Below are 24,821 nucleotides of genomic sequence, written 5' to 3' on the forward strand. Positions count from 1 at the left end.
ATGCCGATGTTTTTACTAGCCCATTGTGGTGCGGGGCCGCCCGCGTTTTTTTGCGGGGGGGCCCCACGCCCTTGTTCGGCTTTCCCCCGCCTCGGCGGAGCTTCCCGCCCCTCACCGGAACGCAGGAATAACCCCGGTCAGCCGGGTATCCGTGCGGTCCAACGTCTCAACGGGGAGGAAGCATGTTGGGTATCAAACGCCTCGGCCTGCTGGCCGCACTGGTGCTGGTGGGAGTCGCGCCCGCCGCAGCAGCGCAGGCAGCACAGCCGTCGGAGCAGGACACCCAGTACCTGCAAGCGGTCCACCAGGTCAACCTCTACGAGGTGAAGGCCGGTGAGCTGGCGGAGAAGAAGGCGCAGGACCAGCAGGTCAAGGATCTGGCGCAGATGATCGTCACCGATCACCAGGACCTCGACCAGCAGGTGAAGGACCTGGCCGGGCAGCTCAACGTCCAGTTGCCGAAGGAGCCGACCCCTGATCAGCGGACGGCTCTCGACCAGCTGAACAACGCCAGTGGTGAGGAGTTCGACCGGCTCTGGGTGACCCAGGGGCTGGCCGGTCACCTGCAGTCCATCCAGGCCACCCAGACGGAGATCTCGCAGGGTACCGAGGCCCAGGTGGTCCAGCTGGCGCAGACCGCGCTGCCGGTCCTGCAGGCGCACTACGACGCCTTGGTGCAACTGGCTGAGGAACTCGGCATCCCGGTGCCGGAGGCCAGCGCCAGCGCCAGCGCCAGCGGCACGCCCAGCCCGGGCGGCACCACGCCGACTCCGGGTGGCACCACGCCGGCCCCGAGTGGGACCTCCACCGAGGAGTCCCCGGCTCCGAGCGACACCATCACCGAAACCCCGGTGCCGCAGCAGAGCTGACGCCGATCGGTACGCAAAGCCGGCCCAGCCCACCCCGGCTGGGCCGGCTCGCCCCTGCCCCCCGCCCCCCGCCCCCCGCCCTGCGCCCCACCGCCTCTCTGCGGCAGATCTTGCACTTTCTGTCGGTGCAAAGCCGGATAAAGTGTGCATTTCGGCGACCAAAAGTGCAAGATCGCGGAGCTGGGAGGGAGGAGGGGTGGGAGGGGAAGGGAGAGGGGTGAGGGGTGAGGGGTTAGTCGGCGCCGGCTAGGCCGATGGCGAAGGCTTCTTCGAGGTCGTGGCGGGAGTAGGCGCGGAAGGCGATGTGGGACTCGGTGTTGAGCACCCCGGGCACCTTGGAGATGCTGCCCGCGATCACCTGGGCGATCTGGTCGAACTCGCGGACCCGGACCATGGCGATCAGATCCACGTGCCCGGCCACCGAGTAGACCTCGCTCACCCCGGGCAGATTCGCCAGGGCCTCGGCCACCTCGGGGATCGCGTCGGTGGCGCAGTCGATCAGCACGATCGCGGTGATCACTGGAGGTTCTCCGTTCGTCGGTGTTCCAGGCCCATGCTAGGGCCCGCGAGACGGGTCAGCCGCAGGGACGGTGAGGTCGTCGTCCACCCGGATCACCTCGTGCAGCCGCTCGTCGGCGCCGACGGTGGCACCGGGCCAGAGCACACAGCGGGTCACCGTGCCGCGTACGGTGGCACCGGCCCCGATCACCGAGTGGTGGCAGTCGCCGGTGATGGTCGCGGTGGGATCGATCAGGCTCGTGTCCCCGGCGGCGTGCAGGTTCGCGGCCAGGTAGTCGGCCGGGGTGCCGGTGTCGTAGAAGGTGCCCCGGTAGGGGATCACGGTCAACCGGCCGGCGGCCTCGGCCGGCCGCCAGAGGGCCCGGACCAGGTCACCGAAGGTCGGCGGCAACTGCCGGACCAGCCGCCAGGGCAGCAGCGAGAAGCCGGTGAACAGGTGCCCGTCGAAGGTGCCCGGCGCCTTCGGGTCGGGGGCCGGTTGGCCCAGCAGGCGTACGGAGTCGCCGTCCCAGCCGTGCAACAGTGCGGCGATGTCGGGCCCGGGTGGCGAGGTCGGATCGGCCAGGTAGGCGTCGGCGTTGCCGACAAGTACGCCCCGGCCGGCGATCCAGTCCCGCAGGTTACCCACCCCGCCTGCGGTGCCGAGGGGGGCACCCTGCTCCACGGACAGGTGGGCTCGGGTGCCGACCCGGTCGATCACCTGGTCACCGAGGTAGCAGGCGTTGACGGCGACCCGCTGTGGCCCGGTCAGGCCGAGCCCGGCCAGCCGGGCCAGCGCGCGATCCAGCAGCGACATGTTGCCCACCGGGCAGAGCGCCTTGGGTAGCCGTTCGGTCAGCGGGCGCAACCGGGTGCCCTCTCCGGCGGCCAGCACGATCGCGCAAAGGTCCCCGTCGTAGCCGGCCACCGGCTCGGAGCCCTCCCTGGGCAGGCTGACGGCCGCTGCCACCGGCGCAGCCGAGGCGGCCGGTGTGGGCGGGTGGGTCACGGGAGGGTGTCCGGCAGGGGTGGCGGGAACTGCCCGGCCAGCGGGCCGATGTCGTAGTAGGCGAGCAGTCGCGCGGTGGGCCAGGTCAGCTTGGGTAGGTCGTCCAGGGGGTGCCAGGCGGCCTCGAAGACCTCCGCCCCGTCCACCGTCAGGGTGGTACTCGACGCCGGCACCTCGGCGATGAAGACCATGTCCACCCAGCCCTTGGCATGGACCACCGCGTTGGGGGTGGCCGGGGTCAGGCGGGTGGGCGGCAGTCGTACCCCGGCCTCCTCGTGCAGTTCGCGGGCCGCACCCACCGCGGGGTTCTCGCCGCGTTGCAGCAGTCCGGCCGGCAGCGACCAGCCCCGACCCGGCGGCTGGCGCAGCAGCAACAGCCGTCCCGCTCCCTCGGCCTCGCTGTCGTGCACCAGGGTGACCGCGCCGACGATGTACTTCGGCACGGCCAGGCGCACCAGCCGACGCCGCACCGGCAGGGGTAGCCGGTAGAAGATCTGGTAGACGGCGGCGCGCCCGATGCGACGCGAGCGGGGGATCATGGCTTCAGGCTAGTGGCCACGAGACCCCTTCGCGCCCGGGGCGCCCGGCGCGTCACTGTCCGTGCTTACTTCACTGTCGATGGTCGACAAGGTCGATGAGTTGGCGTACGACGGCGTCCGGTTCGAGGACCCGGTCGAAGACCGCGACCAGCAGGGTCTCCAGGTCGGGGTAGCCGAGTTCCTCCGACAGTCGCAGCAGCGGCAGGTCGCTGGCCAGTCCCCGGTTGTGCTGACGCAGCGCGAGCCCGATGGTGGCCCGGCCCAGCCGGACCTTGTCACTGATCGAGATGCCCGGCTCGCTGTGCTCGGCGAACCAGCGGTTGATCTGCATCTGGGCGTGCGGCGACTTGACGAAGCCGAGCCACTCGCGGCGTGGGCCTCGGGGGGCCACCTCCGCGTCCAGGGAGGATTCCTCGTCGGTCTCGGTGAAGATCTCCACCACGTCGCCCTCCTCCAGGGCGGAGGACAGCGGCACCAGTCGACCGTTGACCCGGGCGGCCAGACATCGCTCGCCCCGGTCGGTGCCCAGTTCGTAGGCCAGGTCGACCGGGGTGGCCCCGGCCGGCAGGACGATCTGCCGACCCTCGGTGACCACCTGGATCTGGGCCTCGGCCAGGTCACTGCGCAACGATTCCAGGAACTGCGCCGGATCGGCCGCGCCCTGCTCCCAGTTCAGTACCCGGCGCAGCCAGTCGAGTTGTTCCGCGCAGGCCGTCGGGGTCGCGCCGGGGCGGGGGAAACGGAAGTCGGCCGCCACCCCGTACTCGGCCGAGCGGTGCATCTCCTCGGTGCGGATCAGCACCTCGACCGTCCGGTTCGAGGGGCCGCAGACGCTGGTGTGCAGGGAGCGGTAGAGGTTGTTCTTCGGTGAGGCGATGAAGTCCTTGAACCGGCCGGGCACCGGCCGCCAGAGGCCGTGGATGGCGCCGAGGGCCGCGTAGCAGTCGGTGGCCGGACCGTCCACCACGATGGTGATGCGGGGCAGGTCGTACGGGACGGTGTGACCGCCGGCCACGGTGTCCTTCCAGATCGAGTAGAGGTGCCGGGGCCGGGGGGCCACCTTGGCGTCCACCCGGCTGCGCCGCAGCGCCACCTTGGCCTTGGCCACCACGTCGGCGAGGTAGTTCTCCCAACCGGGGCGGTCGTGCACGTGGCGGGCGATGCGGGCGTGCTCCTCCGGCTGAAGGTGCAGCAGCACCACGTCGTCCAGTTCCCGTTTCAGGGTCTGGATGCCCAGCCGGTCACAGAGGGGTACCAGCACCTCCAGGGTCTTGCGGGCGATGCGTTCCCGCGAGGCCGCCGAGCGTACGCCCAGGGTGCGCATGTTGTGCAGCCGGTCGGCCAACTTGATGATCAACACCCGGACGTCCTTACCGGCCGCGATGATCATCTTTCGGATGGTCTCCGCCTCGGCGGCCTGGCCGTAGAACGCCTTGTCGAACTTGGTCACCCCGTCGACCAGGTGGGCCACCTCGTGGCCGAAGTCCTCGGCGAGGGCCTGCAAGGTGTAGCGGGTGTCCTCCACGGTGTCGTGCAGCAGCGCCGCGACCAGCGTGGTGGTGTCCATGCCCAGCTCGGCGCAGATCTGCGCGACCGCCAGCGGATGGGTGATGTACGGCTCCCCGCTCTTGCGGAACTGGCCGCGGTGCATGTTCTCCGCGATGGTGTACGACCGGCGCAGCACCGCCGGGTCGGCACCCGCGTGGATGCTGCGGTGGGTGCGGACCAGGTGGCCCACCGGTTCGGTGTCGGTGGTCGGCCAGGTCAGCAGCGACCGGAGGCGGCGGGCTAGCGGCAGTTCACCTGGCTGGGCGGGTAGTGCGCCCCTCAGGGCGCCGCCGCGTCCGGCGTCGACGTCCACGTGGGACACCCCCTCACTTCCGCTCCGGCAAGCCGGCGGATCGACAACCGGGAGCAGAACCTCGAAACGGGCAGGACTGCACTCCCATAACAGACTAAGTGAGTCGACGTAGTCCGATCGGACAGTTGCTCATGGGCGTTCGGACCAGAGTTGATGGGACGCTGCGCTCTCGGCCTTGGTCAGTAGGTCACGGAAGCGAGCCGCGCCGCGTACCGGGGAGGCCCAACCGGCCGACATCTCCACCAGCCGGGTCTCCGGTCGTTCCAGCCAGGACAGGATCCGTTCCGACTCCTCCGGGGTGGCTGCGGGGACCGGACCGTGCCCGGCCGGCACCGTCTCGGCGGTCGCCCGGATGACGGCCAGGGTGGGTCGAGGATGGACCCCGGGTGGACTGACCCCCGCCCCGGCGAGTCGACCGTGTCGGACCAACGCCAGCTCCCAGCCGCCGCCGTCGGCCGGCCGGGCGGCGGCCAGCTCGGCGATCCCGGTCAGGGCGGCGAGCCGCTGCATGCGTACGGTCGCCCGCAGCACCGCCGCCAACCGGGACCGCAGCACGGCCGCCTCCTCGTAGCGCTGCCCGGCGGCCAGGGCCTCGATCCGGGCCAGCAGGGCCTCCACCACCGGCTGGGCGTCGCCGGTGGTGGCCTCGGCGAACGGGGTGACCGCCACGGAGTCGTACTCCTGGGGGGTGATCCGGTGCTCGCAGGGTGCCGGGCAACGGCCCAGCTCGGCCAGGGCGCAGGCCGGGGTGACCGTACGCAGGGACAACCGGTGGGTGCACTGGCGTAGTGGCACCGCGTCGTGAAAGCCGGCGGCGGCCAGCTCCGCGGCCCGCCGGGAGGAGAAGGGCCCCAGGTAGGCGCGGTCCTGAGGGGAGATCTCCCGCACCACGGACAGCCGGGGGTACGGCCCGTCGGTCAGCTTCAGCCAGACCACCCGCTCCGGAAACTTCGACCGCCGGTTGTACGGCGGCGCGTGTGCCCCGATCAGCCGCAGCTCACGGACCTCCGCCTCCAGCGAGTGGGCGCACTCCAGGGCCTCGACCCGCTCGGCCGCGGCCAGCATCTCCGAGATCCGGGCCCGCTTCTCCGCCGCGGTGAAGTAGCTGCGGACCCGGGTGGCGATGTCCCGTGAGGTGCCGACGTACAGCGGGCGGTCGTCGGCGGCTCGGAAGATGTAGACCCCGGGGGAGCGGGGCAGCCCATCGGCCAGGTGACGTTTGCGGCGCTGGGTGGGGGTGACCGCCCGGGTGAACTCGATGGCCTCGCCGATGGTGTCGACCCGGTGCCCGCCGAGCCGCCCGATCAGCCCGTGCAGCACGTCGACCGTGGCCCGGGCGTCGTCCAACGCCCGGTGGGTCGGGGTGGTGCCGGCCCGGAAGTAGGCCGCCAGGGTGCCGAGCTTGCGGTTGGGCACCTCGTCGCGCAGCAGCACCCGCCGGGCCAGGGCGGCGGTGTCCAACACCCGGGGGTTCGGCCACCGGTAGCCGTGCCGGGCGCAGGCGGCCTTGAGAAAACCGACATCGTACGGGGCGTTGTGGGCCACCAGCACGGCATCGGCGACGAACTCCAGGAAGCTCGGCAGCACCTGTTCGATCGGGGGCGCGGGCAGCACCATCGCCTCGGTGATGCCGGTCAGCACGGTGATGAAGGGCGGAATCGGCACCCCGGGGTTGACCAGGGTGGCCAACACCCCCAACTCCTCGCCGCCGCGTACCTTCACCGCGCCGATCTCGGTGATGCCGCCGCCGTCCGGTGCCCCACCGGTGGTCTCCAGATCGACCACCACGAAGGTCGTCGCATACAGCGGCAGGGCCGGGTCGACGCCCTCGGTGGCCGGGTCGAGCCCGGCAAGCGTCGGCTGGAGATACTCCTGTGCTGCCATCGGCGGCACGGTAACCGGCCGGTCCGACACTCGCGCCCCACCGGTCTCATTCGCCACCACCGGTCTAGGATGAGAGATCGGCTCACTCACCGGGCGGTGGGCCCGGTCGCGGTGGGAGACTTGCCACATGCCCCTCACCGAGCCGCACGACGACAACCTCCCTCAGGAGGAGCAGGTCGTCGCGGTGCCGGCCGCCGGTGACGCCGCTGAGAACCCCGCCGTCGCCGATCCGGCGCAGCCACCCGGCACGCAGATCACCACCGATGGCGAATCCGCCGAGTCCCCCGGCGCGGAGACAGCCGAGTCCCCCGGCGCGGAGACAGCCGATTCGCCTGGCGCGGAGACAGCCGAGTCCTCCCGCGCTGAGGCAGGCGAGTCGCCCGGGGCGGAGGCAGGCGCTGAGGGGGAGCAGACCTCGGAGCCGGAGCCGGTCCTGCCGGAGTCGGTTCGGCAGCGGATCGTCTCCCTCACCGCCGCCGTGCTGCCCGGCCTGCCGGCCGACGAGGTGCCCGTGCCGCTGCGTCGGGTGGCCAAGTTCGCCCCCAACCGGCGGGCCCGCCTGGGCGCCTCCGTGATCGCCGCCCAACTCGCCGCCGATCCGCTGTTGCGTCAGCGGGTCACCGCCCGGGTGCTGGCCGACGCCGGTGACCTGGGCGCCGCCGTCATCGAGGGGACCGCCCCCGCCGCCGCCGACCCCGTGGAGGTGGCCGCCCTGGCCTACCTGGCCCGGCCCCGCGGGTGGCGGCAGTTGATCGAGGCCAGCGGTGCGGCCGTACGCGCCGAGGCGGACACCGCAGTGGTGGCCGAACTGGTGCGCCAGGCCGAGCAGCGGGCGACCCGGGCCGAACACGACCGCGCGGTGGCCCGGGTCGAGGCCGACAAGCTGCGCGACGAACTGGCCCGGGTCCGCGAGGAACTGGGCCAACTACGCGAGGAGTCCCGCCAGCTGGCCCGTACGCTGCGGGAGAGTCAGGCCCGCGAACGCAAGGCGGCCGAGCTGCTGGCCACGGAGCGGGGCCGCGCCGCCCGTGCCGCCACGGACGCGGACGCCGAGTTGCGTCGGGCCCGGGCCCGGCTGGCCGAGGCCGAGGCGGCGGCCGGGGTGGCCCGGGCCAGCGCCAAGGAAGCCCGGTCGGTCGACGACGCCCGCCTGTGGTTGCTGCTGGAGACCATCTCCCAGGCCGCCGTCGGGTTGCGCCGGGAGTTGGCGTTGGACCCGGTGGAGAAGCTGCCGGCCGACTTCGTCGCGGACTCCTTCGCGGACTCCTCGACGGCCACCCCCAGCGGGGCCGCCACCCGCGCCCGGGACACCGACGACCCGGCCCGGCTGGATCAACTGCTCGCCCTGCCCCGCGCCCACCTGGTGGTCGACGGCTACAACGTCACCAAACGGGGCTTCGGGGAGATGTCCCTGGAACAGCAGCGCAAGCGGCTGATCACCGGCCTCGGTGGGATCGCCGCGCAGACCGGTGACGAGGTCACGGTCGTCTTCGACGGAGCCGAGCGGATGCACGGGCTGCCACCCACCCCACGGGGGGTACGGGTGCTCTTCTCCCGCAAGGGGGAGACCGCCGACGAGCTGATCCGCCGGCTGGTCCGGGCCGAGCCGCCGGGCCGCCCGGTGGTGGTGGTCTCCTCCGACCGCGAGGTCGCCGACGGGGTACGCCGACACGGCGCCTACCCGCTCGGCGCGGACTCCCTGCTGCGTCGCCTGTCCCGGTCCTGATCGACCCCTGTGATCCACTCGCGTGGGGAGTGGGCGGGTCGGGCAATAGGATTGGCGTCCCATGGCGACAGGAGCGACGGAATGAGGCGCACAGCGGACGGCCGGTTCCGAACCGGTCGCTGCGTCGGGTCGCCGCGACCGGGCGGGGTGCCGCGGTGAGCCCGCGCGGCTGGGCGGTGCTCACCCTTGCCGGTCTCGGCCTGGCGCTGCTGGTGGCGGCGCTGGTGCTGATCCCGTGGCACCGCCCACCGGCCCCCCGCGCCGACCAGTTGGCCGCCCTCCGGGAACTCCCCGCCGACCAGGTGGAACGGGCCCGGCAGTTCCGCTCCGCGCTGCGCCCCGGCAGTTGGACGGGGCTCGGCCTGGGTCTGCTGGTGGCCCTCCTGTTGGGGCTGACCCCGCTGGGCAGTCGCCTGATCGAACTGGCCGGGCGCCCCTTCGGCGACCACTGGACGGCGCAGGCGATCCTCGGCGGGCTGGCCGTGGTGCTCGTGGCCGACCTGGTGACCTTGCCGTTGGCCGCCTGGCGGCACAGTGTGCTCAGCCGGTACGGCCTGGCCACCAACGGCTGGGGCGGCTGGGCCGTCGACCTGCTCAAGTCGTACGCGATCAGTGCCGTCATCGGCGCGGTGGCCCTGCTCGGCTTCTACACCATCGTGCGGCTGGCCCCCCGCTGGTGGTGGGCCTTCGGGGCGGCCGGGGCGGCCATCCTGGTGGCGCTGCTGTCCTTCGTCCTGCCGGTGCTGGTGGAGCCGGTGTTCAACCGGTTCAGCCCGATGGAACCGGGTCCGCTGCGCACCCAGCTGATGGACCTGGCCGCCCGCGACGGGGTACCGGTGCGCGACGTGTTGGTCGCGGACGCCTCCCGGCGTACCCGGGCGGTCAACGCCTACGTGTCCGGGTACGGCCCGACCAGCCGGGTCGTGGTCTACGACACCCTGCTGCGGGAGGGCACCGATGCCGAGGTGGCAGCCGTGGTGGCCCACGAACTCGGTCACGCCAAGGACCGGGACGTGCCGGTCGGTACCCTCACCGGTGCCCTCGGCGCCGCAGCCGCCGTGGTGGCGCTCTACCTGATCGGTTCCTGGCCGCCGCTGCTGCGCCTGGCCGGGGTCGACTCGATCGCCGAGCCCCGCGCCTTCGGGCTGCTGCTGGCCCTGGTCACGGTCGCCGGGTTGGTCTTCACCCCGGTGCAGGCCCTGATGTCGCGGCGGATCGAGGCCCGCGCCGACGCGCACGCGCTGGCCCTCACCGGTGACCCGGCCGCCTACGAGTCGATGCAGCGGCGACTGTCCTCGGTCAACCTCTCCGACCCGGATCCACCCCGCTGGGAGTACCTCTACTCGGCCTCCCACCCCTCCACCGTGGAGCGGATCGCCGCCGCCCGCGCGTACGCCAGAAAGGCCGGTTGATGGGTCGCACGTTGCTGGTCACGAACGACTTTCCGCCCCGACCCGGCGGCATCCAGTCGTTCGTTCACAACCTGGCGGTACGCCAGCCGACAGACTCGGTGGTGGTGTACGCGTCGAGTTGGCCGGAGGCCGACAAGTTCGACGCCGACCAGCCCTTCGAGGTGATCCGCGAGCGCACCCGGATGCTGCTGCCGACCCCGCTGGTGGCCCGCCGGGCGGCCCGGCTGGCCCGGGAGTACGACTGCGACAAGGTCTGGTTCGGTGCGGCCGCCCCGCTGGGCCTGCTCGCCGCGGGACTGCGCCGCCGGGCCGACGTACGCCGGGTGGTCGCCCTCACCCACGGGCACGAGGTGGGCTGGGCTGCGCTGCCGCTGGCCCGGACCGCCCTGCGGCGCATCGGCCGGGGCACCGACGTGGTCACCTACCTGGGGGAGTACACCCGCACCCGGCTGGCCCGGGCCCTGGACGGGGTGACCGAGCTGCGGCGGCTGGCCCCCGGCGTGGACACCGAGCTGTACCACCCGGGGGTCGACGGCTCCGGGGTACGACACCGGCTGGGGCTGGCCGACCGGCCGGTGGTGGTCTGTGTCTCGCGGCTGGTGCCCCGCAAGGGCCAGGACATGCTGATCCGGGCCATGCCGCTGATTCGCCGCCGGGTGCCCGACGCGGCCCTGCTGGTGGTCGGTGGCGGCCCGTACCGGGCGACCCTGACCCGGCTGGCCCGCCAGGTCGGCGTGGAACGGGAGGTGGTCTTCACCGGCTCGGTGCCGGCGGCGGAACTGCCCGCCCACTACGCCGCCGGTGACGTGTACGCCATGCCCTGCCGTACCCGTAACCGAGGGCTGGACGTGGAAGGGCTCGGCATCGTCTACCTGGAGGCGTCGGCGACCGGCCTGCCCGTGGTGGCCGGTGACTCCGGGGGTGCGCCGGACGCGGTGCGGCAGGGGGAGACCGGCTATGTCGTCAACGGTCGGGATCTCGCCGAACTCGCCGACCGGGTGGGCACCCTGCTGGCCGACCGGGACCTGGCCCGTACCCTCGGCGCGGCCGGTCGGGCCTGGGTGGAAGACGAGTGGCGCTGGGAGACCCAGGCCGAACGCCTGAGCGCCCTGTTGCACGGCTGAACCGTCAAGGCGGGCCCTGCCTCAGCGGAGGCGGGCGAGGATGTGTTCGGCGGGGGCGGGGCGGCCGAAGTGCCAGCCCTGACCCGCGTCACAGCCGATCGCGCGCAGCCGTTCGGCCTGCCCCACGGTCTCCACCCCCTCCGCGGTCACCGTCAGGTCCAGGGCGTGGGCCAGCGAGACCAGCGAGGCCAGGATTCGCTCGTCAGGGGCCTCCGGGGCGCGCAGCCCCCGGACGAACTCCCCGGCCACCTTCAGCTCGGTCACCGGCAGGTCCCGCAGGTACGCCAGGTTGCTGTAACCGGTGCCGAAGTCGTCGATGGCGATCCGGACACCGAGGTCGGCCAGGGCCCGCAGGGCCCGCACCGGCTGCTCGGCGCTGCTCATCATCATGCTCTCGGTGATCTCCAACTGGAGCCGGTCCGGTGGCAGGCCGGTGCGTTGCAGCAGACCGCACACCTCCTGCACCAGGTCGGGACGGCGGACCTGACGCACCGCCAGGTTGACGCTGACGTACGGGGGCTCCCCGGTGCCGGCCGACCAGCCGACCGCCTCCCGGCAGGCCTCGGCGAGCACCCAGGAGCCCAGCGGCACGATCAGGCCGGTCTCCTCGGCCAACCCGATGAAGCGGTCCGGACGCAGCACCCCCAACTGCGGGTGCCGCCAGCGCACCAGTGCCTCGACTCCGAGCATCGAACCGTCCTGCAAGGAGGTCAGCGGCTGATAGTCGAGGTAGAACTCGCCGCGTTCGAGCCCGCCGGGGATGGCGGCGCTCAACGCCTGCCGGGCCTGTTCCCGGCCGTCGCGTTCGGCGTCGTACAGGGCCCATCCCGCGCCACCGGCGTTCTTGGCCCACTGGAGGGTGCTGCCGGCCGCCCGCAGCAGGTCGTCCGGGGTGGTGCCGGCCACCCGCCGCTCCACCACACCGACGCTCGCGGTGACCGTGATGTCATGCCCGCCGACCAGCACCGGCTCCGCCATCGCCGCCAGGGCGGACTCGGCGACGGCCACCACGTCCCCGGTGCCGGTGGAGCGTTCCACCAGGATCATGAAGGCGTCCCCGCCGAGGCGGGCCACCAGGTGGGGTTCCACGGCGCGGCTGAGCCGCTGCGCGGCCGCCACCAGGGCCCGGTCGCCGATCTGGTGGCCGTAGGAGTCGTTGATGCGCTTGAACCGGTCGATGTCCAGGAAGCACAGCCCGACCCGGTGGTCACCGGCGGGATTTCCGGCGCAGAGCGAGGCCAGGCGGTCGGCGAACAGCGTCCGGTTGGGCAGGTCGGTGAGGGGGTCATGGGTGGCCTGATGCCGGAAGCGGGCCTCGCTGGCCCGCAGCGCCCGCTCCGCCTCGGCGCGGGCGGTCTGCGCGGCCCGCCGGATCGCCTCCTGCTCGTCCAGGGTCCGGTCGCGCAGCGCGCGGGCGTAGCCGGTGGCGATCGCCGCGATCAGCCGGGCCATCCGGTCGGCGACGTCGTCCGCGACCAGGTCCAGGTCGCGGACCAGCCGGAGTTGGATCACCTCGACGGTACGACCCAGGGCCTCGGCGGAGGCGATGTGCGCGGCGACCAGTTCGGCGGCCACCCGATGCCCGGCGCGCAGGTCCAGCGGTTCGGTCCGCAGCGCCTCGGCCAGTTGATCGGTGAGCCGCTGCAACAGCGTCTCCAGTTGGGCGTGGGTCAGCGGAAAGTAGCTGGTGCCCGTCAGCGCCTTGGCCCAGGCCCGAGCGAACACCCCCACCCGGGCGAGGTCGTCCGCCGGCTCAGCCACCGAGCCGCCCGACCCCACCTAGGAAGACCGCCCGCTCGGCGTCCTCGACGCTGTCCGGGGTCTCCGGACGCCACTGCGGCACCCACACCACCCCGGGCTCCACCAGATCGAACCCCTCGAAGAAGGCCGTCAGCTCGGCCCGGCTGCGTACCCACAGGGGGTTGTCGGTGCGCTGGTAGACCTTCTGCGCCTCGGCGCGTTCGGCCTCGCTGCGGCCGTCGTCGCTGGCCTGGGAGAGCACCAGGTAGCTGCCCGGAGCCAGCGCCGTCCGCAGGGTGCTCAGCAGTTCGGCCGGCCGGTCCTGGTCGCCGACGAAGTGCAGCACCGCCACCACCAGTACGGCGACCGGCTGGGAGAAGTCGAGCAGGGCGCGTACCTCGGGGTGGCTGAGGATGCGCTCGGGGTGGCGCAGATCCTCCTGGATCACGGTCGCGCCCTCGTTGCCGGCCAGGATCTCCCGGCTGTGGGCCACCGCCACCGGGTCGACGTCGACATAGACCACCCGGGAGTCGGGGGCGTGCCGCTGGGCGATCTCGTGCACGTTGCCGGCGGTGGGGATGCCCGAACCGATGTCCAGGAACTGCCGGACGCCCGCCTCGGTGAGGAACTGCACGGCCCTACGCAGGAAGGCGCGGTTGGCCTGGGCCATCAGCGGGGCCTCCGGCACCGCGGCCACCATGGCCTGGGCCGCCGCCCGGTCCACCGCGAAGTTGTGCGAACCGCCGAGGTAGTAGTCGTACATCCGAGCGACGCTGGGCCGCTCGACATCGATCGTCTCGGGCGCCCAGTCCGGCCGCTGCATCCTGCTGTCTCCTCCGCACACCATGTCGGGCGTCAGCGCCCAGGCGGGGATTCTGCCCCACTTTCGTCACCGAAACCATAGTGTGTCGCAAGATGGCGGTCGATACAGATGATCCGTGCCCGCACGGTGACGGACACGGATCATCCGTGCACTCTGGGTTACCTAGAACTTGGGTGCGTCCGGGGCTTCCAGCAGACCGAGCCGCAGGGCGGTCATCAGGGCCTGGGCCCGGTTGGCCGCGCCGAGCTTCTCGTAGAGCTTGGAGATGTGGGTCTTGGCGGTCGACTCGCTGACGAACAACTGCTTGGCGATGCCGGCGACGCTCATGCCGTCGGCCAGCAGCCGCAGCACCTGACCCTCGCGCGGCGACAGCTGCGGGCCGGAGGGGGCCAGTCGACGCTTCATCGCCTCGGCGAGGTCGGCGGCGGTGAAGGCGCTGGGGGAGGAGGCGGCGTGCCGGGCGGCGGCGACCACCTCGTCGGCCGGCGCGGTCTTCGGCACGAAGGCGCTGGCCCCGGCCTCCAGGGCGCCGAAGAGCTGGTCGTCGCCCGCGTACATGGTGAGCACGACGATGCCCATCGAGGCGCTGGACTTGCGCAGCGCCCGGGTGGCCTCCAGGCCGCTGCCGTCGGGCAGCCGCAGATCCATGATCACAACATCCGGCTGCAACGCGCCGGCCTGCCGTACTCCCTCCGCCGCGGTGGCAGCCTCACCCACGACCTCGAACTGCCGGTCGCGCTCGAAGGCGTGCCGCAGGCCTTTCCGGATCAAGTCGTGGTCGTCGACAAGGAGGACCTTGGTACGGGTAGCCGGTGTCGGACTTGTGGTCATCCTCGGGTTACTCCCCTTCTGCTGCGGCGGCGCTACCGCGAAGGTTATCGCGCCGGGGCGACGAGCCGACCACCACCGCTACGGTCGTCCCACTGGGTTGACGTGGTCGGATCTCCAACCGGCCCCGGATACGTTCCGCTCTCTCGGCCATGATCGCAAGCCCATAGTGCCCGTCGGAACGTTGGTCACCTATGCCGTGACCGTCATCCGACACTTCGATCTGGGCGTACGGGGGATCCACCTCGCAGGTGACCCAGAGGTTGGCGGCGCCGGCGTGCTTGCGGGCGTTGGTCACCGCCTCCTGGGCGATGCGCAGCAACTCGGCCTCGGTGGCGGCGGGCAGCCGGGCGGTGGACTCGTCGAGTGACAGGTGCACCCGCAGCCCGCCGGAGGCGCCGACCGTGCGGGCGTACTCGGCGATGGCGGCGGCCAGGCCCCCGTGCCGGTCCACCTCGCTGCGCAGCTCGAACAGGCTCAACCGCAGCTCGGTGATGACCCGGGTGACCTCCTGCCGCAGGGTGCGCAGGCTCTCGGCGGTCTCCTCGGTGTCCTCGTGCACGGTGGCCAGGGCGTTGTCGATGCCGTAGCCGACCATCACCAGTTCCTGGGCCACCCCGTCGTGGATCTCCCGGGCCAGGCGCTGCCGCTCCTCGTTGGTGGCCAGCGACCGCACCTCGTCGAAGAGCAGGGCGGCCTCCAGGCGCAGCGCCGCCGGGCCGGTCAGCCCGGTCACCTCGGCGGTCACCGAGGGCGGGTAGGCGTGCCCGGCGTCGGCCTCCAACACCACCAGACCGACCGTACGGACCCCGGCGACCAGCGGCACGATCAGCGCGGAGACCTCCCCGCCCCGGTGGGACCGGGACTGGGATCGGGCCGCGGTCTGCGGCTGCTGACTGGCCCAGGCGTCGGCGATGGCGGAGTCCGCGTCGAGGGTGGTCTCCCAGTCGACCCGGTCCGCGCCGATCTGCGCGAGCACCACCAGCCGCCCCCCGCCGCTGGCGGACAGCACCGCCCCCCGGTCGGTACGGGCCACCGTGCGCAACTCCTCGAGCAGGTGCTCGGAGATCCCACCGGGGTCCAGGGTCGCGCCGGGCAGCTGGCGGGCGACCGTACGCAGCTGGGTCAGCAGCCGGGTCGCCTCGGCGTACGGCTGGGGCTTGGCGTCGTTTCGCAGCTGCATCACCCGGTGCAGGGTCTGTGCCGCGTAGAGGCCGAGTACGGCCAGGATCAGCCACTGGGCGCAGACCACGAGGTAACCGGTCTGGGTCAGCTGCCGGACCCCGCCGACCAGGGTGAACCCGCCGGCGATCAGCAGGGTGCCCGCGAGGGTGGCGATCAGCAGGGCCCCCTCGCGGAAGCGGCGCCGCAGCGCGGTGACCGTCACCGGCACCGCCAGGTACGGCAGCACCGCGGAGGCCCCGAGCCCGTCGATGTGTCCCCCGATGGTGGCCACCGCCGCCACCTGGCTCGCCGCCAGGCCCAGCACCACCACCTCCGCCGTCCGGCTGATCGGTCCGATCAGCCAGTGCTCGGGGGCCAGCGAGGCCGGCATACCGGCGACCGCCAGCAGCACGATCCACCAGAGCTGGGTCAGGTCACGGGTGGCCAGCAGGGTCAGGACGGCGACCAGTGCGAGCACGACCACCCGGGTCGCCGAGGCGAGCGGATGGGAACGGGCCAGGGCGGTTGTCGAGGCGGACACGTGACGGATCGTAGTCAGCCGCGGTAGATGTCCGCGATTTCCGCCGCGTACGTCTTGTGTACGACTTGGCGCTTCACCTTCAGCGAGGGGGTCAGCTCGCCGGTGGCCTCGGTGAAGTCCTGGGGCAGGATCCGGAACACCTTGATCGCCTCGGCCTTGGAGACGGACTGGTTGGCCCGGTCCACCGCGCCCTGGATCTCCGCGCGCAGCCCGTCGTGCTCGCGCAGCTTCTCGGCGCTGGTGTCGGCGGGCAGGCCGACCGACTCCAACCAGGCCGGTAGCGCCTCCTCGTCCAGGGTGATCAGGGCGGCGATGAACGGCCGCCGGTCGCCCACCACGACGCACTGGCTGACCAGTTGGTGCGCCCGCACCTCGTCCTCCAGCATGGCCGGGGCGACGTTCTTGCCGCCGGCCGTCACGATGATCTCCTTCTTCCGGCCGGTGATGGTCAGGAAGCCGTCGCCGTCGAGCTGACCGAGGTCGCCGGTGGCGAACCAGCCGTCGGGGCTGATCGCCTCGGCGGTGGCCTCCTCGTTGCGCCAGTACCCCTGGAAGACGATGTCACCGGCGATGAGGACCTCGCCGTCGTCGGCGATCCGGATGGTCACCCCGGGCAGCGGCCGACCGACCGTACCGATGCGGGTGAGGCCCGGCAGGTTAGCCGAGGCGGCCGGGGAGGTCTCGGTGAGCCCGTACCCCTCGCAGACGGTCACTCCGACACCCCGGAAGAAGTGCCCGAGTCGGGCACCGAGGGGTGCCCCGCCGGAGATCACGTCGCGGCAGCGCCCGCCGAGGGCGGCCCGCAGCTTGCCGTAGACCAGCTTGTCGAAGAGGGCGTGCTGGACCCGCAGCGCCAGGCCGGGCCCGGCCTGGGTCTCCAGGGCCTCGCTGTAGGCGATGGCGACCGCCTCGGCCCGCGCGAAGATCTTGCCCTTGCCGGCGGCCTCGGCCTTCTGCTTGGCGCCGTTGTAGACCTTCTCGAAGACCCGGGGCACGGAGAGCACGAAGGTCGGCTTGATCTCCTGGAGCTCAGCGACCAGGTTCTTGGCGTCCGGGCAGTGCGCCATGGTGGCCCGGGCCTGCACCACACCGATCTGGATGAGCCGGGCGAAGGCGTGCGCCAGGGGCAGGAAGAGCAGGGTGGAGGCGTTCGGGCCGAACAGGTTCGGCAGCACCGGCACCGCGTTGGCGATGTCGGTGTACATGTTGCGGTGGGTCAGCACGCAGCCCTTGGGTCGGCCGGTGGTGCCGCTGGTGTAGATGATCGTGGCCACCGCGGAGGAGAGCAGTTCGGCCCGCCGTCGGTCGATCTCGGCGGGTTCCACCGTCGCGCCCGCCCTGACCAGGTCGTCGACCCCGCCCAGGTCGATCTGCCAGGTGTTGGCCAGCTCCGGCGTCCGGTCCCGGACCCCGGCCAGCAGGGTGGCGTGGGCGGTGGTCTCCACCACGGCGGCCACCGCGCCGGAGTCGGCCAGGATCCAGGCGGCCTGTTCGGCGCTGGAGGTCTCGTAGACCGGCACGGTCACCGCGCCGGCGGCCCAGATCGCGTAGTCGACGAGGGTCCACTCGTAGCGGGTGCGGCTCATCAGCGCCACCCGGTCGCCGGGCTTGATGCCGGTGGCGACCAGGCCACGGGCGACCGCGATCACCTCGTCGCGGAACTGGCGGCAGGTGACCTCCACCAGGGCCCCGTTGGAGTCACGGCGGAGGAACTGCACCGCGTCCGGCGCGACCTCCGCGTTGTCCCAGACGGGATCGGTGAGGTTGGCCGAATCGCCGACGGTGACGATCGGCGGGACGGAGAACTCGCGCACCTGCACTCCCTCGTGCTTGCACTGGCCGGTCGGGGGCGCCACCGGCGGGTCTGCTCATTCCGAAACCTACCTGGCCCACCCTCGGCCAGCACATCGCAGGTGGGGCGGCGCGGCGCGACCGCCCGGTCGGGGCGGGGTAGCCTCCCCCCATGGCGGACTCCTCCACCCAGTCGATCATCATCGGCGCGTCACCGGATCAGGTGGCGGCGGTCATCTGCGACTTCCCGAGCTATCCCCGCTGGACCGACGCGGTGCGCCAGGCGGAGGTCATCGAGGAGTACGAGGACGGTTACGCCAGTCAGGTCCGCTTCGTCCTGGACGCCGGGGTGATGGCCGACGAGTACGTGCTGGAGTACGCCTACGCCGAGGACCTGTCCCGCATCGAGTGGCACCTGGTGGCGCCGTCGAAGATGCAGAAGCTCCAGCGCGGCTCGTACGACCTGGTCGGCAACGCCGACGGGAGCACCACCGTGACCTACACCCTGGAGGTGGAGCTCGCGGTCGGGATGCTGGGGATGTTTCGGCGCAAGGCCGAGAAAATGATCATGGATGCCGCGTTGAAGCAGCTCAAGCGCCGGGTAGAAGCATCTGGCTCGGCGCACTGAGGCGTCCGACGGCGCGGTCGCTCACGGCAGAGGAGCCCACGATGGGTGCAACGGATCCGGGTTCGGCCCGGCAGGAGGCGGAGCGGCTGGTCGCCACTCTGCTGGCCAGCGCGCGGTTGGCCGCCGCCAGCCCCGATGGGGGACCCCTGGGCGCACTCGGCGGGATGGTGACCAGTGTCCTCGGTCACAACGGCGCGTCGGACTCGTCCGACCAGGCCACCGCTGCGGGTTTCGCCACCGGTACGGCGGAATGCTGTGTCTGCCCGGTCTGCCGAGGAATCGCCGCGTTACGTGATCCGAGTCCGGAGTTCGCGGAGCGGTTGGCCACCGGTGCCGGTGACCTGGCCGCCGGCCTGGCCAGCTTCCTGCGGGCCTTCGCCCCCACCGAGACCCCCGAGGGCCCCTATCACGAACCGGGCACCGGCCCCGATGGTGACCACGTGTGGCGCGAGGCGACCCGTACCGGGCATGATTCTCAGCCGGCACCGGATCGGGACGTCTGGACCACCGCCACGCGGGCGGAGGACGGCGCCGTCCCGGCCGTCCCGCCCGTCGACGCCGCCGGGCCGGTCGCGGACGCCGCAGGCCCGACGCCGGAGGTCGGCCGCCCGGCGGTGCCCACCTCACGGACCCCGGACGGCGACGACCGGGTCGTGTCCTCGGACGCCGCGGTGCCCACCGGCGCCGAGCAGCAGGGCGCACCAGGCGACGACGCCTGACTTCAGGGACCACCCGCACCACCGGCCCAGAGCAGGTGTGCGCGGGGCACAGCAGAGGGGAGTGGCAGCGGTGACGCTGACCATCGGAGTCGACGTGGGTGGCACGAAGGTGGCCGGCGGTGTCGTCGACGACACCGGCACGGTGCTGGTGCAGACCCGACGGGACACCCCCGCCGACGACGTGGGCAAGACCCGCGACGTCATCATCGAACTGGTCGCCGAACTGGCCGCCGGGCACGACATCCAGGCGGTCGGCATCGGGGCGGCCGGGTGGATCGACGCCAGCCGCTCCACCGTGCTGTTCGCCCCGAACCTGGCCTGGCGGGACGAGCCGTTGCGGGCGTACGTCAGCACGGCCGTCGGGTTGCCGGTGATCGTCGAGAACGACGGCAACGTGGCCGCCTGGGCGGAGTTCCGCTACGGCGCGGCCCGGCACGCCGAGGACTCGATGGTCATGTTCACCATCGGCACCGGCGTCGGCGGCGGCATCGTGCTCGGCGGTGGCCTGGTCCGCGGCGCCAACGGCATCGCCGCCGAACTGGGCCACATGCTCGCCGTCCCGGACGGACACCAGTGCGGCTGCGGTCGGCTCGGCTGCATCGAGCAGTACGCCAGCGGCAGCGCCCTGGTCCGCTTCGCCCGGGCCGCGGCCCGACAGGAACCGCAGCGGGCGACCGCGCTGCTGGAACTGGCGGCCGGCGAGGCCGAGGCGATCACCGGTCCGATGGTGACCGCCGCGGCCAAGGCCGGTGACGCGGTCGCCACGGAGGCCTTCGCCCAGGTCGGGCGCTGGCTCGGCACCAGCCTTGCGGACATGGCCCAGATGCTCGACCCCCAGGTGCTCGTCATCGGCGGTGGCGTCATCGAGGCCGGTGACCTGCTGATGGGCCCGACCCGGCGGTCCTACACCGAGTCGCTGGCCCAGCGCAGCCGGCTGCCGGTGGCCGAGATCCGCCCGGCCGAGCTGGGCAACGCCGCCGGAGTCATCGGCGCGGCCGACCTGGCCCGGCGGATCTGACATGGCCGACTCCGCCCCCGGGGTGCCGCTGCGCGTCGTGTCCTACAACGTGCACGGCCAACGCGACGACACCACCGCCCTGGCCTCGGTCGCCCGCCAGCTGGCACCGGATGTGCTGATCGTCCAGGAGGGACCACGCCGCTTCGGGTGGCGGTCCAAGTCCGCCTCCCTGGCCGCCTCCCTGGGTCTGGTGGTCGCCGCCGGTGGACTGCCGTCGCTGGGCAACCTGCTGCTGGTCAACCTGCGGGTACGGGTGACCGAAGTACGCCACCAGCGGTTCCCGCTGACCCCCGGCCGGCACATGCGTGGTGCCGCGTACGCCGACTGTCTGGTAGGCACCGGCGCCCGGTTCACGGTGGCCGGATCGCACCTGGCCACCGACCCGGTCGAGCGGCCGGAGCAGGCGAGACTGTTCAAGAAGGAGGTGCAGGCCGCGCCGTGGCCGGTGATCGCGGCGGCCGACCTCAACGACGACCCGGACGGGTCGGCCTGGTGCGTCCTGGCGGACGGACTGACCGACGCCGCGGTGGCCGCGGACCGGGCCGACCGGCTCACCTACTCCTGCGCGAACCCACGGCGGCGCATCGACGCGGTCTTCGTCGACCCCCGGATCACCGTGGTCGACTACGACGTGCTGGACACCCCCCTGACCCGGCGGGCCAGCGACCATTTCCCGATCGTCGTCGATCTGCTCCTACCGACAACCGGCTGACCTGCGGCGCTCGGGCGGGCTGGACATACCGCGCGGATGTGGAGAAGATTTCGCGCGACCCGGCATGCGTGCCGAGACGAAGGAGATCCCCGGTGCCCACCCCCACCGAGCACGGCCGGCCCGATCCGGAGACGACCACGCTAGCCCGCAGCCACGACGGTCGCCCGGTCTCCGACCGGGGTGACACCGTCTGTGTCATCGGCGCCGGAGCCAGCGGCCTCACCGCGATCAAGAACCTCGCCGAGCACGGCTTCGGTGTGGACTGCTACGAGCGCGAGACCGGCATCGGCGGCGCCTGGAACTGGCGACACGACCGCAGCCCGGTGTACGCCAGTACCCACCTGATCTCGTCGCGGCCCTTCACCCAGTTCCCCGACTTCCCGATGCCGGACGACTGGCCGGACTACCCGCACCACAGCCGACTGCTGTCCTATTTCGAGCGCTACGCCGACCACTTCGACCTGCGTCGGCACATCTGGTTCGGCACCGAGGTGGTGCGGATCGAACCGGTGGCGGACGACCGTTGGGACGTCACCACCCGCAGCACCGGCGGCTACGGCCCCGAACGCACCTCCCGGTACGCCGCCGTGCTGATCGCCAACGGGCACAACTGGTCACCCAAGCTGCCCCGCTACGAGGGGTTGGAGCAGTTCCGGGGCGAGGTCATGCACGCCTCCTCCTACAAGGACCCGGCGCAGCTGCGCGGCAAACGGGTGCTGGTGGTCGGCGCCGGCAACACCGGCTGCGACATCGCCGTGGAGGCCGCCCAGCAGGCGTCGCACTGCTGGCACTCCACCCGGCGGGGCTACTGGTACGCCCCCAAGTACGTCTTCGGTCGCCCGGCCGACCAGGTCAACGACACCCTGCTGGCCCTGCGGGTGCCGCTGTGGCTGCGGCAGTGGCTCTACCACCGCACCCTGCGGCTGACCGTCGGCGACCTGACCCGCTTCGGCCTGCCCGAGCCGGACCACCGGGTGTACGAGACCCACCCGATCGCCAACAGTCAACTCGTCTACCACGTCGGCCACGGCGCGATCACCCCGGTGCCGGACATCGCACGGCTGCACCCCCACTCGGTGGAGTTGACCGACGGCCGACAGATCGACCCGGAACTCGTCATCTTCGCCACCGGCTACCTGCCGCGCTTCGAGTTCCTCGACGCGAAGATCCTCGGCGACGACGAGGGGGTGGGCCGTCCCCGGTTGTGGCTCAACGCCTTCGTCCCGAACTATCCGACCCTGGCGGTCGCCGGCCTGCTCCAACCGGACTCCGGCCTCTTCCCACTGGTGCACTGGCAGGCAGTGCTCTTCGCCCGCCTGCTGCACAGCCGGATGACCCGCCCGCAACGCGCCGCCGCCTTCGCCGCCCGGGTGACCTCGAGGGCGGGCGAGCGCTACTCGGGTCGGGTCAAGGACTCGACCCGGCACTGGTTCGAGGTCGGTCATGTCGACTACCTGCGCGCCCTGGAGCGTGCGCTGCGCGACCTGGAGGGCAAGTGACGCAGTTGAGTGCGCGGCCACGGATGGTGCGCGGTCGGGAGTGGGCGCGTCCGGTCCGCCCGGTCCGGCGTGAGGTGCTCAGCGTCGTCCCGGAACTGGAGCAGGGGCATCCACCGCTGCTGTTCGTACCCGGCTTCGGGCACGGCGCCTGGGCGTACGCCGAGCACTGGCTGGGGCACACCGCCGCCCGGGGTTTCCCGGCCTACGCGGTGAGCCTGCGCGGGCACGGTGGCAGCGGCCCGGCCCCGGATGCCGACCTGCGGGCGTACGCCCACGACGTGGTCCAGGCGGCGGCGGGCCTGCCCCGCCAGGCGGTGCTGGTGGGGCACGGCGCCGGGGCCCTGGTGGTGGCGCACGCCCTGGCCCGCTACCCGGCCCGGGCGGCGGTGCTGGTGGCTCCGGTCCTCGGCGGCTGGGCGAACCTGGGGGCGGCGCTGCGCCACAACCCCTTCGGCACCCTGCCGGCGGTGTTCGGCGGCGGGCTGCGGCTGAGTCGCAGCCAGCTGTTCAGCCGGGAGTTGCCCGAGGCCGACGCCCGGCGGCACACCGCCCGGCTGGGCCGGGCCGCCCGGCGGGCCCAGTGGCAGTTGCTGACCGGCGCGGATCCGGAGCCGACGGTGGGCCGTCCGCCCGTGCTGGTCCTGGGCAGCCCGGACGACCGGGTGGTGCCGGCGGCGGCGCTGACCCGCACGGCCCGGCGGTACGGCTCGGCTCCCCTGCTCTTTCCGGGGATGGGACACGACCTGATGCTGGACGCCCGATGGCAGGAGCCGATCGACGCCATCCTGGACTGGCTGCTCAAGCAGCCCAACCGACCCTGACGGGACGGCGGCGGACCCCGTCCGCCGCCGTCAGCCGCCGAGCCGGGTCAGCAGCGAGCCGCTCTGGTCCAGTGTGGACAGGTAGGACCGGGCCCAGGCCCGGATGTCGTGTTCCCGCAGGTGGGCGCGCATGGCCTGCATCCGGGCCCGGACATCGGCCGGCTCGGCCCGCAGGGCCGCGAGCAGCCCCTGCTTGAGCCCCTCCAGGTCGTGCGGGTTGACCAGGTACGCCTGCGACAACTCGGCGGCGGCCCCGGCGAACTCACTGAGCAGCAGGGCACCGTCGTCATCCACCCGGGCGGCCACGTACTCCTTGGCCACCAGGTTCATCCCGTCCCGCAGGGGGGTCACCGCCATCACGTCCGCCACCCGGTAGAGGGCGGCCAGTTCGGTCCGGTCGAACGGCTGGGTCAGGTAGTGGATCGCGGGCTCACCCACCCGACCGAACTCGCCGTTGATCCGTCCGACCTCGCGCTCGACCCGGTCGCGGAGGATCTGGTACTGGCCGACCCGTTCCCGGCTGGGCACCGCCACCTGCACCAGGACCGTGTCGCGGACCTTGACGTGCCCGCCTGCCAGCAGTTCGCTGTACGCCTTGAGTCGCTGCTCGATGCCCTTGGTGTAGTCCATCCGGTCCACACTGAGGATCACCTGCTCCGGACTGCCCAGGTCGTGGCGCAGCCGGCGGGCCCGGTCGGACACCTCCGGCCGTCCGGCCAGCGCCGCCATCTCTTTGGTGTCGATGGAGACCGGGAAGGCCCCGATGCGCACCATCCGGTCCTCGACCGCGATCCGCCGGTCGGTGGCCGGCAGTCCCAGCACCTTGGTCACCAGTTGGGAGAAGTTGTGCGCGGCCTGGGCCCGCTGGAAGCCGACCAGGTCCGCACCGAGCATCCCGCGCAGCAGTTCCGCCCGACGGGGCAACTGCATGAACAACTCCGGTGGCGGGAACGGCACGTGCAGGAAGAAGCCGATGCGCAGGTCGGGTCGCAGGGCGCGGAGCAGCCCCGGCACCAGTTGCAGGTGGTAGTCCTGCACCCAGACCACCGCGCCGGCCTCGGCGACCTGGGCGGTCGCCTCGGCGAAGCGCTGGTTGACCCGCTGGTACGCGTCCCACCAGCGCCGGTGATGCTCGGGCTGCTCGACCGCGTCGTGGTAGATCGGCCAGAGGGTCGCGTTGGCGAAGCCCTCGTAGTGGTCGCGCAGGTCTTCGCTGGTCAGGGGGACGGTGTGCATACGCACCCCGTCGACGTCCGGCAGGGTGGGCGCGGGGCCGGTCCCGCCGGCCCAGCCGACCCAGGTGGCCGGGGTGTGTCTCAACAGGGGGTGCAGGGCGCTCACCAGTCCACCGGGGCTGCGTCGCCATTCGCAGGCGCCGTCGAGCGCCACGTTGTCGTTGATGGGGAGGCGGTTGGCTACCACCACGAGGGAACTCTGTCGCATCTCGGGCATTCCGATCAGCAGGGGAGTGACCGCCACGAGGAGGAACAACCGGGGCAGTCAGGGGGGTGACGTGACGTTCTACGGTATTCCTACTGACAGTAAGTTACACCACTGTTACATGCCCCGGAGCAGGCGGTCTCCGTCCCGGTATCCGGGCGGCTGCAGCGCGACG

The 24,821-nt window shown here is 72.3% G+C and carries 21 protein-coding genes; 10 read left to right on the forward strand and 11 right to left on the reverse strand.

Translation table 11 applies throughout. The features are described from left to right. Nucleotides 1–182: 182 nt before the first annotated feature. Nucleotides 183–869: a DUF4142 domain-containing protein gene (locus ACLQ2T_RS25350; RefSeq protein ID WP_425768864.1), complete on the forward strand. Its 687-nt coding sequence runs from the start codon at nt 183–185 to the stop codon at nt 867–869. 232 nt (nt 870–1,101) lie between these two features. Here the strand turns inward: ACLQ2T_RS25350 and ACLQ2T_RS25355 are convergent, their stop codons facing one another. The 5 genes from ACLQ2T_RS25355 to ACLQ2T_RS25375 all read right to left on the reverse strand — a co-directional run bounded on the left by ACLQ2T_RS25355 (nt 1,102) and on the right by ACLQ2T_RS25375 (nt 6,660). Continuing rightward, nucleotides 1,102–1,389 carry an Lrp/AsnC family transcriptional regulator gene (locus ACLQ2T_RS25355; RefSeq protein ID WP_327024772.1) on the reverse strand — a complete coding sequence of 96 codons (288 nt, stop codon included), beginning with the start codon at nt 1,387–1,389 and terminating at the stop codon, nt 1,102–1,104. A 36-nt stretch (nt 1,390–1,425) separates the two neighbouring features. After that, entirely contained in the window at nt 1,426–2,295 is an 870-nt protein-coding gene (locus ACLQ2T_RS25360; RefSeq protein WP_425768883.1) for a sugar phosphate nucleotidyltransferase, read from the reverse strand. Nucleotides 2,296–2,372: 77 nt separating this feature from the next. Continuing rightward, nucleotides 2,373–2,915, reverse strand: a complete 543-nt coding sequence (locus ACLQ2T_RS25365; protein ID WP_327024773.1) for an NUDIX hydrolase — start codon at nt 2,913–2,915, stop codon at nt 2,373–2,375. A gap of 70 nt (nt 2,916–2,985) precedes the next feature. Beyond that, the gene (locus ACLQ2T_RS25370; protein ID WP_425768884.1) at nt 2,986–4,776 is read right to left on the reverse strand and encodes a RelA/SpoT family protein; all 1,791 of its coding nucleotides are present in this window, start codon (nt 4,774–4,776) and stop codon (nt 2,986–2,988) included. Between the two features lie 129 nt (nt 4,777–4,905). Then, the gene (locus ACLQ2T_RS25375; RefSeq protein WP_425768865.1) at nt 4,906–6,660 is read right to left on the reverse strand and encodes a DEDD exonuclease domain-containing protein; all 1,755 of its coding nucleotides are present in this window, start codon (nt 6,658–6,660) and stop codon (nt 4,906–4,908) included. A gap of 127 nt (nt 6,661–6,787) precedes the next feature. On the opposite strand from ACLQ2T_RS25375, the gene ACLQ2T_RS25380 reads away from it, so the two are divergent. The 3 genes from ACLQ2T_RS25380 to ACLQ2T_RS25390 all read left to right on the forward strand — a co-directional run bounded on the left by ACLQ2T_RS25380 (nt 6,788) and on the right by ACLQ2T_RS25390 (nt 10,922). Beyond that, nucleotides 6,788–8,386: an NYN domain-containing protein gene (locus ACLQ2T_RS25380; RefSeq protein ID WP_425768866.1), complete on the forward strand. Its 1,599-nt coding sequence runs from the start codon at nt 6,788–6,790 to the stop codon at nt 8,384–8,386. 155 nt (nt 8,387–8,541) lie between these two features. Continuing rightward, nucleotides 8,542–9,798 (forward strand): M48 family metallopeptidase, encoded by a 1,257-nt coding sequence (locus tag ACLQ2T_RS25385; protein ID WP_425768867.1) that lies wholly within the window; start codon nt 8,542–8,544, stop codon nt 9,796–9,798. Then, entirely contained in the window at nt 9,798–10,922 is a 1,125-nt protein-coding gene (locus tag ACLQ2T_RS25390) for a glycosyltransferase family 4 protein (protein ID WP_425768868.1), read from the forward strand. Before ACLQ2T_RS25385 ends, ACLQ2T_RS25390 begins: the two co-directional genes overlap by 1 nt. A 21-nt stretch (nt 10,923–10,943) precedes the next feature. Here the strand turns inward: ACLQ2T_RS25390 and ACLQ2T_RS25395 are convergent, their stop codons facing one another. The 5 genes from ACLQ2T_RS25395 to ACLQ2T_RS25415 form a co-directional block, all read right to left on the reverse strand. Further along, complete coding sequence (locus ACLQ2T_RS25395) at nt 10,944–12,683, reverse strand: putative bifunctional diguanylate cyclase/phosphodiesterase (protein ID WP_425768869.1); 1,740 nt, start codon at nt 12,681–12,683, stop codon at nt 10,944–10,946. After that, the gene (locus ACLQ2T_RS25400) at nt 12,676–13,485 is read right to left on the reverse strand and encodes an SAM-dependent methyltransferase (RefSeq protein ID WP_425768870.1); all 810 of its coding nucleotides are present in this window, start codon (nt 13,483–13,485) and stop codon (nt 12,676–12,678) included. Before ACLQ2T_RS25400 ends, ACLQ2T_RS25395 begins: the two co-directional genes overlap by 8 nt. Before the next feature lie 162 nt (nt 13,486–13,647). Continuing rightward, complete coding sequence (locus ACLQ2T_RS25405) at nt 13,648–14,316, reverse strand: response regulator transcription factor (protein ID WP_007072219.1); 669 nt, start codon at nt 14,314–14,316, stop codon at nt 13,648–13,650. 7 nt (nt 14,317–14,323) lie between these two features. Next, nucleotides 14,324–16,018 (reverse strand): GAF domain-containing sensor histidine kinase, encoded by a 1,695-nt coding sequence (locus ACLQ2T_RS25410; protein ID WP_425768871.1) that lies wholly within the window; start codon nt 16,016–16,018, stop codon nt 14,324–14,326. 14 nt (nt 16,019–16,032) lie between these two features. Then, entirely contained in the window at nt 16,033–17,832 is a 1,800-nt protein-coding gene (locus ACLQ2T_RS25415; RefSeq protein ID WP_425768872.1) for an AMP-dependent synthetase/ligase, read from the reverse strand. Nucleotides 17,833–17,981: 149 nt separating this feature from the next. On the opposite strand from ACLQ2T_RS25415, the gene ACLQ2T_RS25420 reads away from it, so the two are divergent. The 6 genes from ACLQ2T_RS25420 (at nt 17,982) to ACLQ2T_RS25445 (ending at nt 23,206) form a co-directional block, all read left to right on the forward strand. Continuing rightward, nucleotides 17,982–18,437 (forward strand): SRPBCC family protein, encoded by a 456-nt coding sequence (locus ACLQ2T_RS25420; protein ID WP_327024782.1) that lies wholly within the window; start codon nt 17,982–17,984, stop codon nt 18,435–18,437. 41 nt (nt 18,438–18,478) lie between these two features. Further along, nucleotides 18,479–19,156, forward strand: a complete 678-nt coding sequence (locus ACLQ2T_RS25425; RefSeq protein ID WP_425768873.1) for a hypothetical protein — start codon at nt 18,479–18,481, stop codon at nt 19,154–19,156. 61 nt (nt 19,157–19,217) lie between these two features. Further along, nucleotides 19,218–20,174, forward strand: coding sequence for an ROK family glucokinase (locus ACLQ2T_RS25430; protein ID WP_425768874.1), 957 nt, complete (start codon nt 19,218–19,220; stop codon nt 20,172–20,174). Nucleotide 20,175: 1 nt separating this feature from the next. Further along, nucleotides 20,176–20,886 (forward strand): endonuclease/exonuclease/phosphatase family protein, encoded by a 711-nt coding sequence (locus ACLQ2T_RS25435; protein ID WP_425768875.1) that lies wholly within the window; start codon nt 20,176–20,178, stop codon nt 20,884–20,886. Between the two features lie 92 nt (nt 20,887–20,978). Further along, entirely contained in the window at nt 20,979–22,385 is a 1,407-nt protein-coding gene (locus ACLQ2T_RS25440) for a flavin-containing monooxygenase (RefSeq protein WP_425768876.1), read from the forward strand. 23 nt (nt 22,386–22,408) lie between these two features. Then, on the forward strand, nt 22,409–23,206 hold the full coding sequence (locus ACLQ2T_RS25445) for an alpha/beta hydrolase (protein ID WP_425768885.1): 798 nt from the start codon (nt 22,409–22,411) through the stop codon (nt 23,204–23,206). 30 nt (nt 23,207–23,236) lie between these two features. Here the strand turns inward: ACLQ2T_RS25445 and ACLQ2T_RS25450 are convergent, their stop codons facing one another. After that, nucleotides 23,237–24,649 (reverse strand): alpha,alpha-trehalose-phosphate synthase (UDP-forming), encoded by a 1,413-nt coding sequence (locus ACLQ2T_RS25450; protein WP_425768877.1) that lies wholly within the window; start codon nt 24,647–24,649, stop codon nt 23,237–23,239. Between the last annotated feature and the right edge of the window lie 172 nt (nt 24,650–24,821).

The sequence above is a fragment of the Micromonospora sp. DT229 genome (assembly GCF_049844505.1).
Classification (GTDB): domain Bacteria; phylum Actinomycetota; class Actinomycetes; order Mycobacteriales; family Micromonosporaceae; genus Micromonospora.

Coding starts and splice junctions, on each gene's coding strand:
- ACLQ2T_RS25400 (WP_425768870.1), bottom strand. CDS start 13,485: ATGCAGCGGCCGGACTGGGCGCCCGAGACGATCGATGTCGAGCGGCCC.
- ACLQ2T_RS25445 (WP_425768885.1), top strand. CDS start 22,409: ATGGTGCGCGGTCGGGAGTGGGCGCGTCCGGTCCGCCCGGTCCGGCGT.
- ACLQ2T_RS25425 (WP_425768873.1), top strand. CDS start 18,479: ATGGGTGCAACGGATCCGGGTTCGGCCCGGCAGGAGGCGGAGCGGCTG.
- ACLQ2T_RS25405 (WP_007072219.1), bottom strand. CDS start 14,316: ATGACCACAAGTCCGACACCGGCTACCCGTACCAAGGTCCTCCTTGTC.
- ACLQ2T_RS25390 (WP_425768868.1), top strand. CDS start 9,798: ATGGGTCGCACGTTGCTGGTCACGAACGACTTTCCGCCCCGACCCGGC.
- ACLQ2T_RS25450 (WP_425768877.1), bottom strand. CDS start 24,649: ATGCGACAGAGTTCCCTCGTGGTGGTAGCCAACCGCCTCCCCATCAAC.
- ACLQ2T_RS25350 (WP_425768864.1), top strand. CDS start 183: ATGTTGGGTATCAAACGCCTCGGCCTGCTGGCCGCACTGGTGCTGGTG.
- ACLQ2T_RS25435 (WP_425768875.1), top strand. CDS start 20,176: ATGGCCGACTCCGCCCCCGGGGTGCCGCTGCGCGTCGTGTCCTACAAC.
- ACLQ2T_RS25375 (WP_425768865.1), bottom strand. CDS start 6,660: ATGGCAGCACAGGAGTATCTCCAGCCGACGCTTGCCGGGCTCGACCCG.
- ACLQ2T_RS25420 (WP_327024782.1), top strand. CDS start 17,982: ATGGCGGACTCCTCCACCCAGTCGATCATCATCGGCGCGTCACCGGAT.
- ACLQ2T_RS25365 (WP_327024773.1), bottom strand. CDS start 2,915: ATGATCCCCCGCTCGCGTCGCATCGGGCGCGCCGCCGTCTACCAGATC.
- ACLQ2T_RS25380 (WP_425768866.1), top strand. CDS start 6,788: ATGCCCCTCACCGAGCCGCACGACGACAACCTCCCTCAGGAGGAGCAG.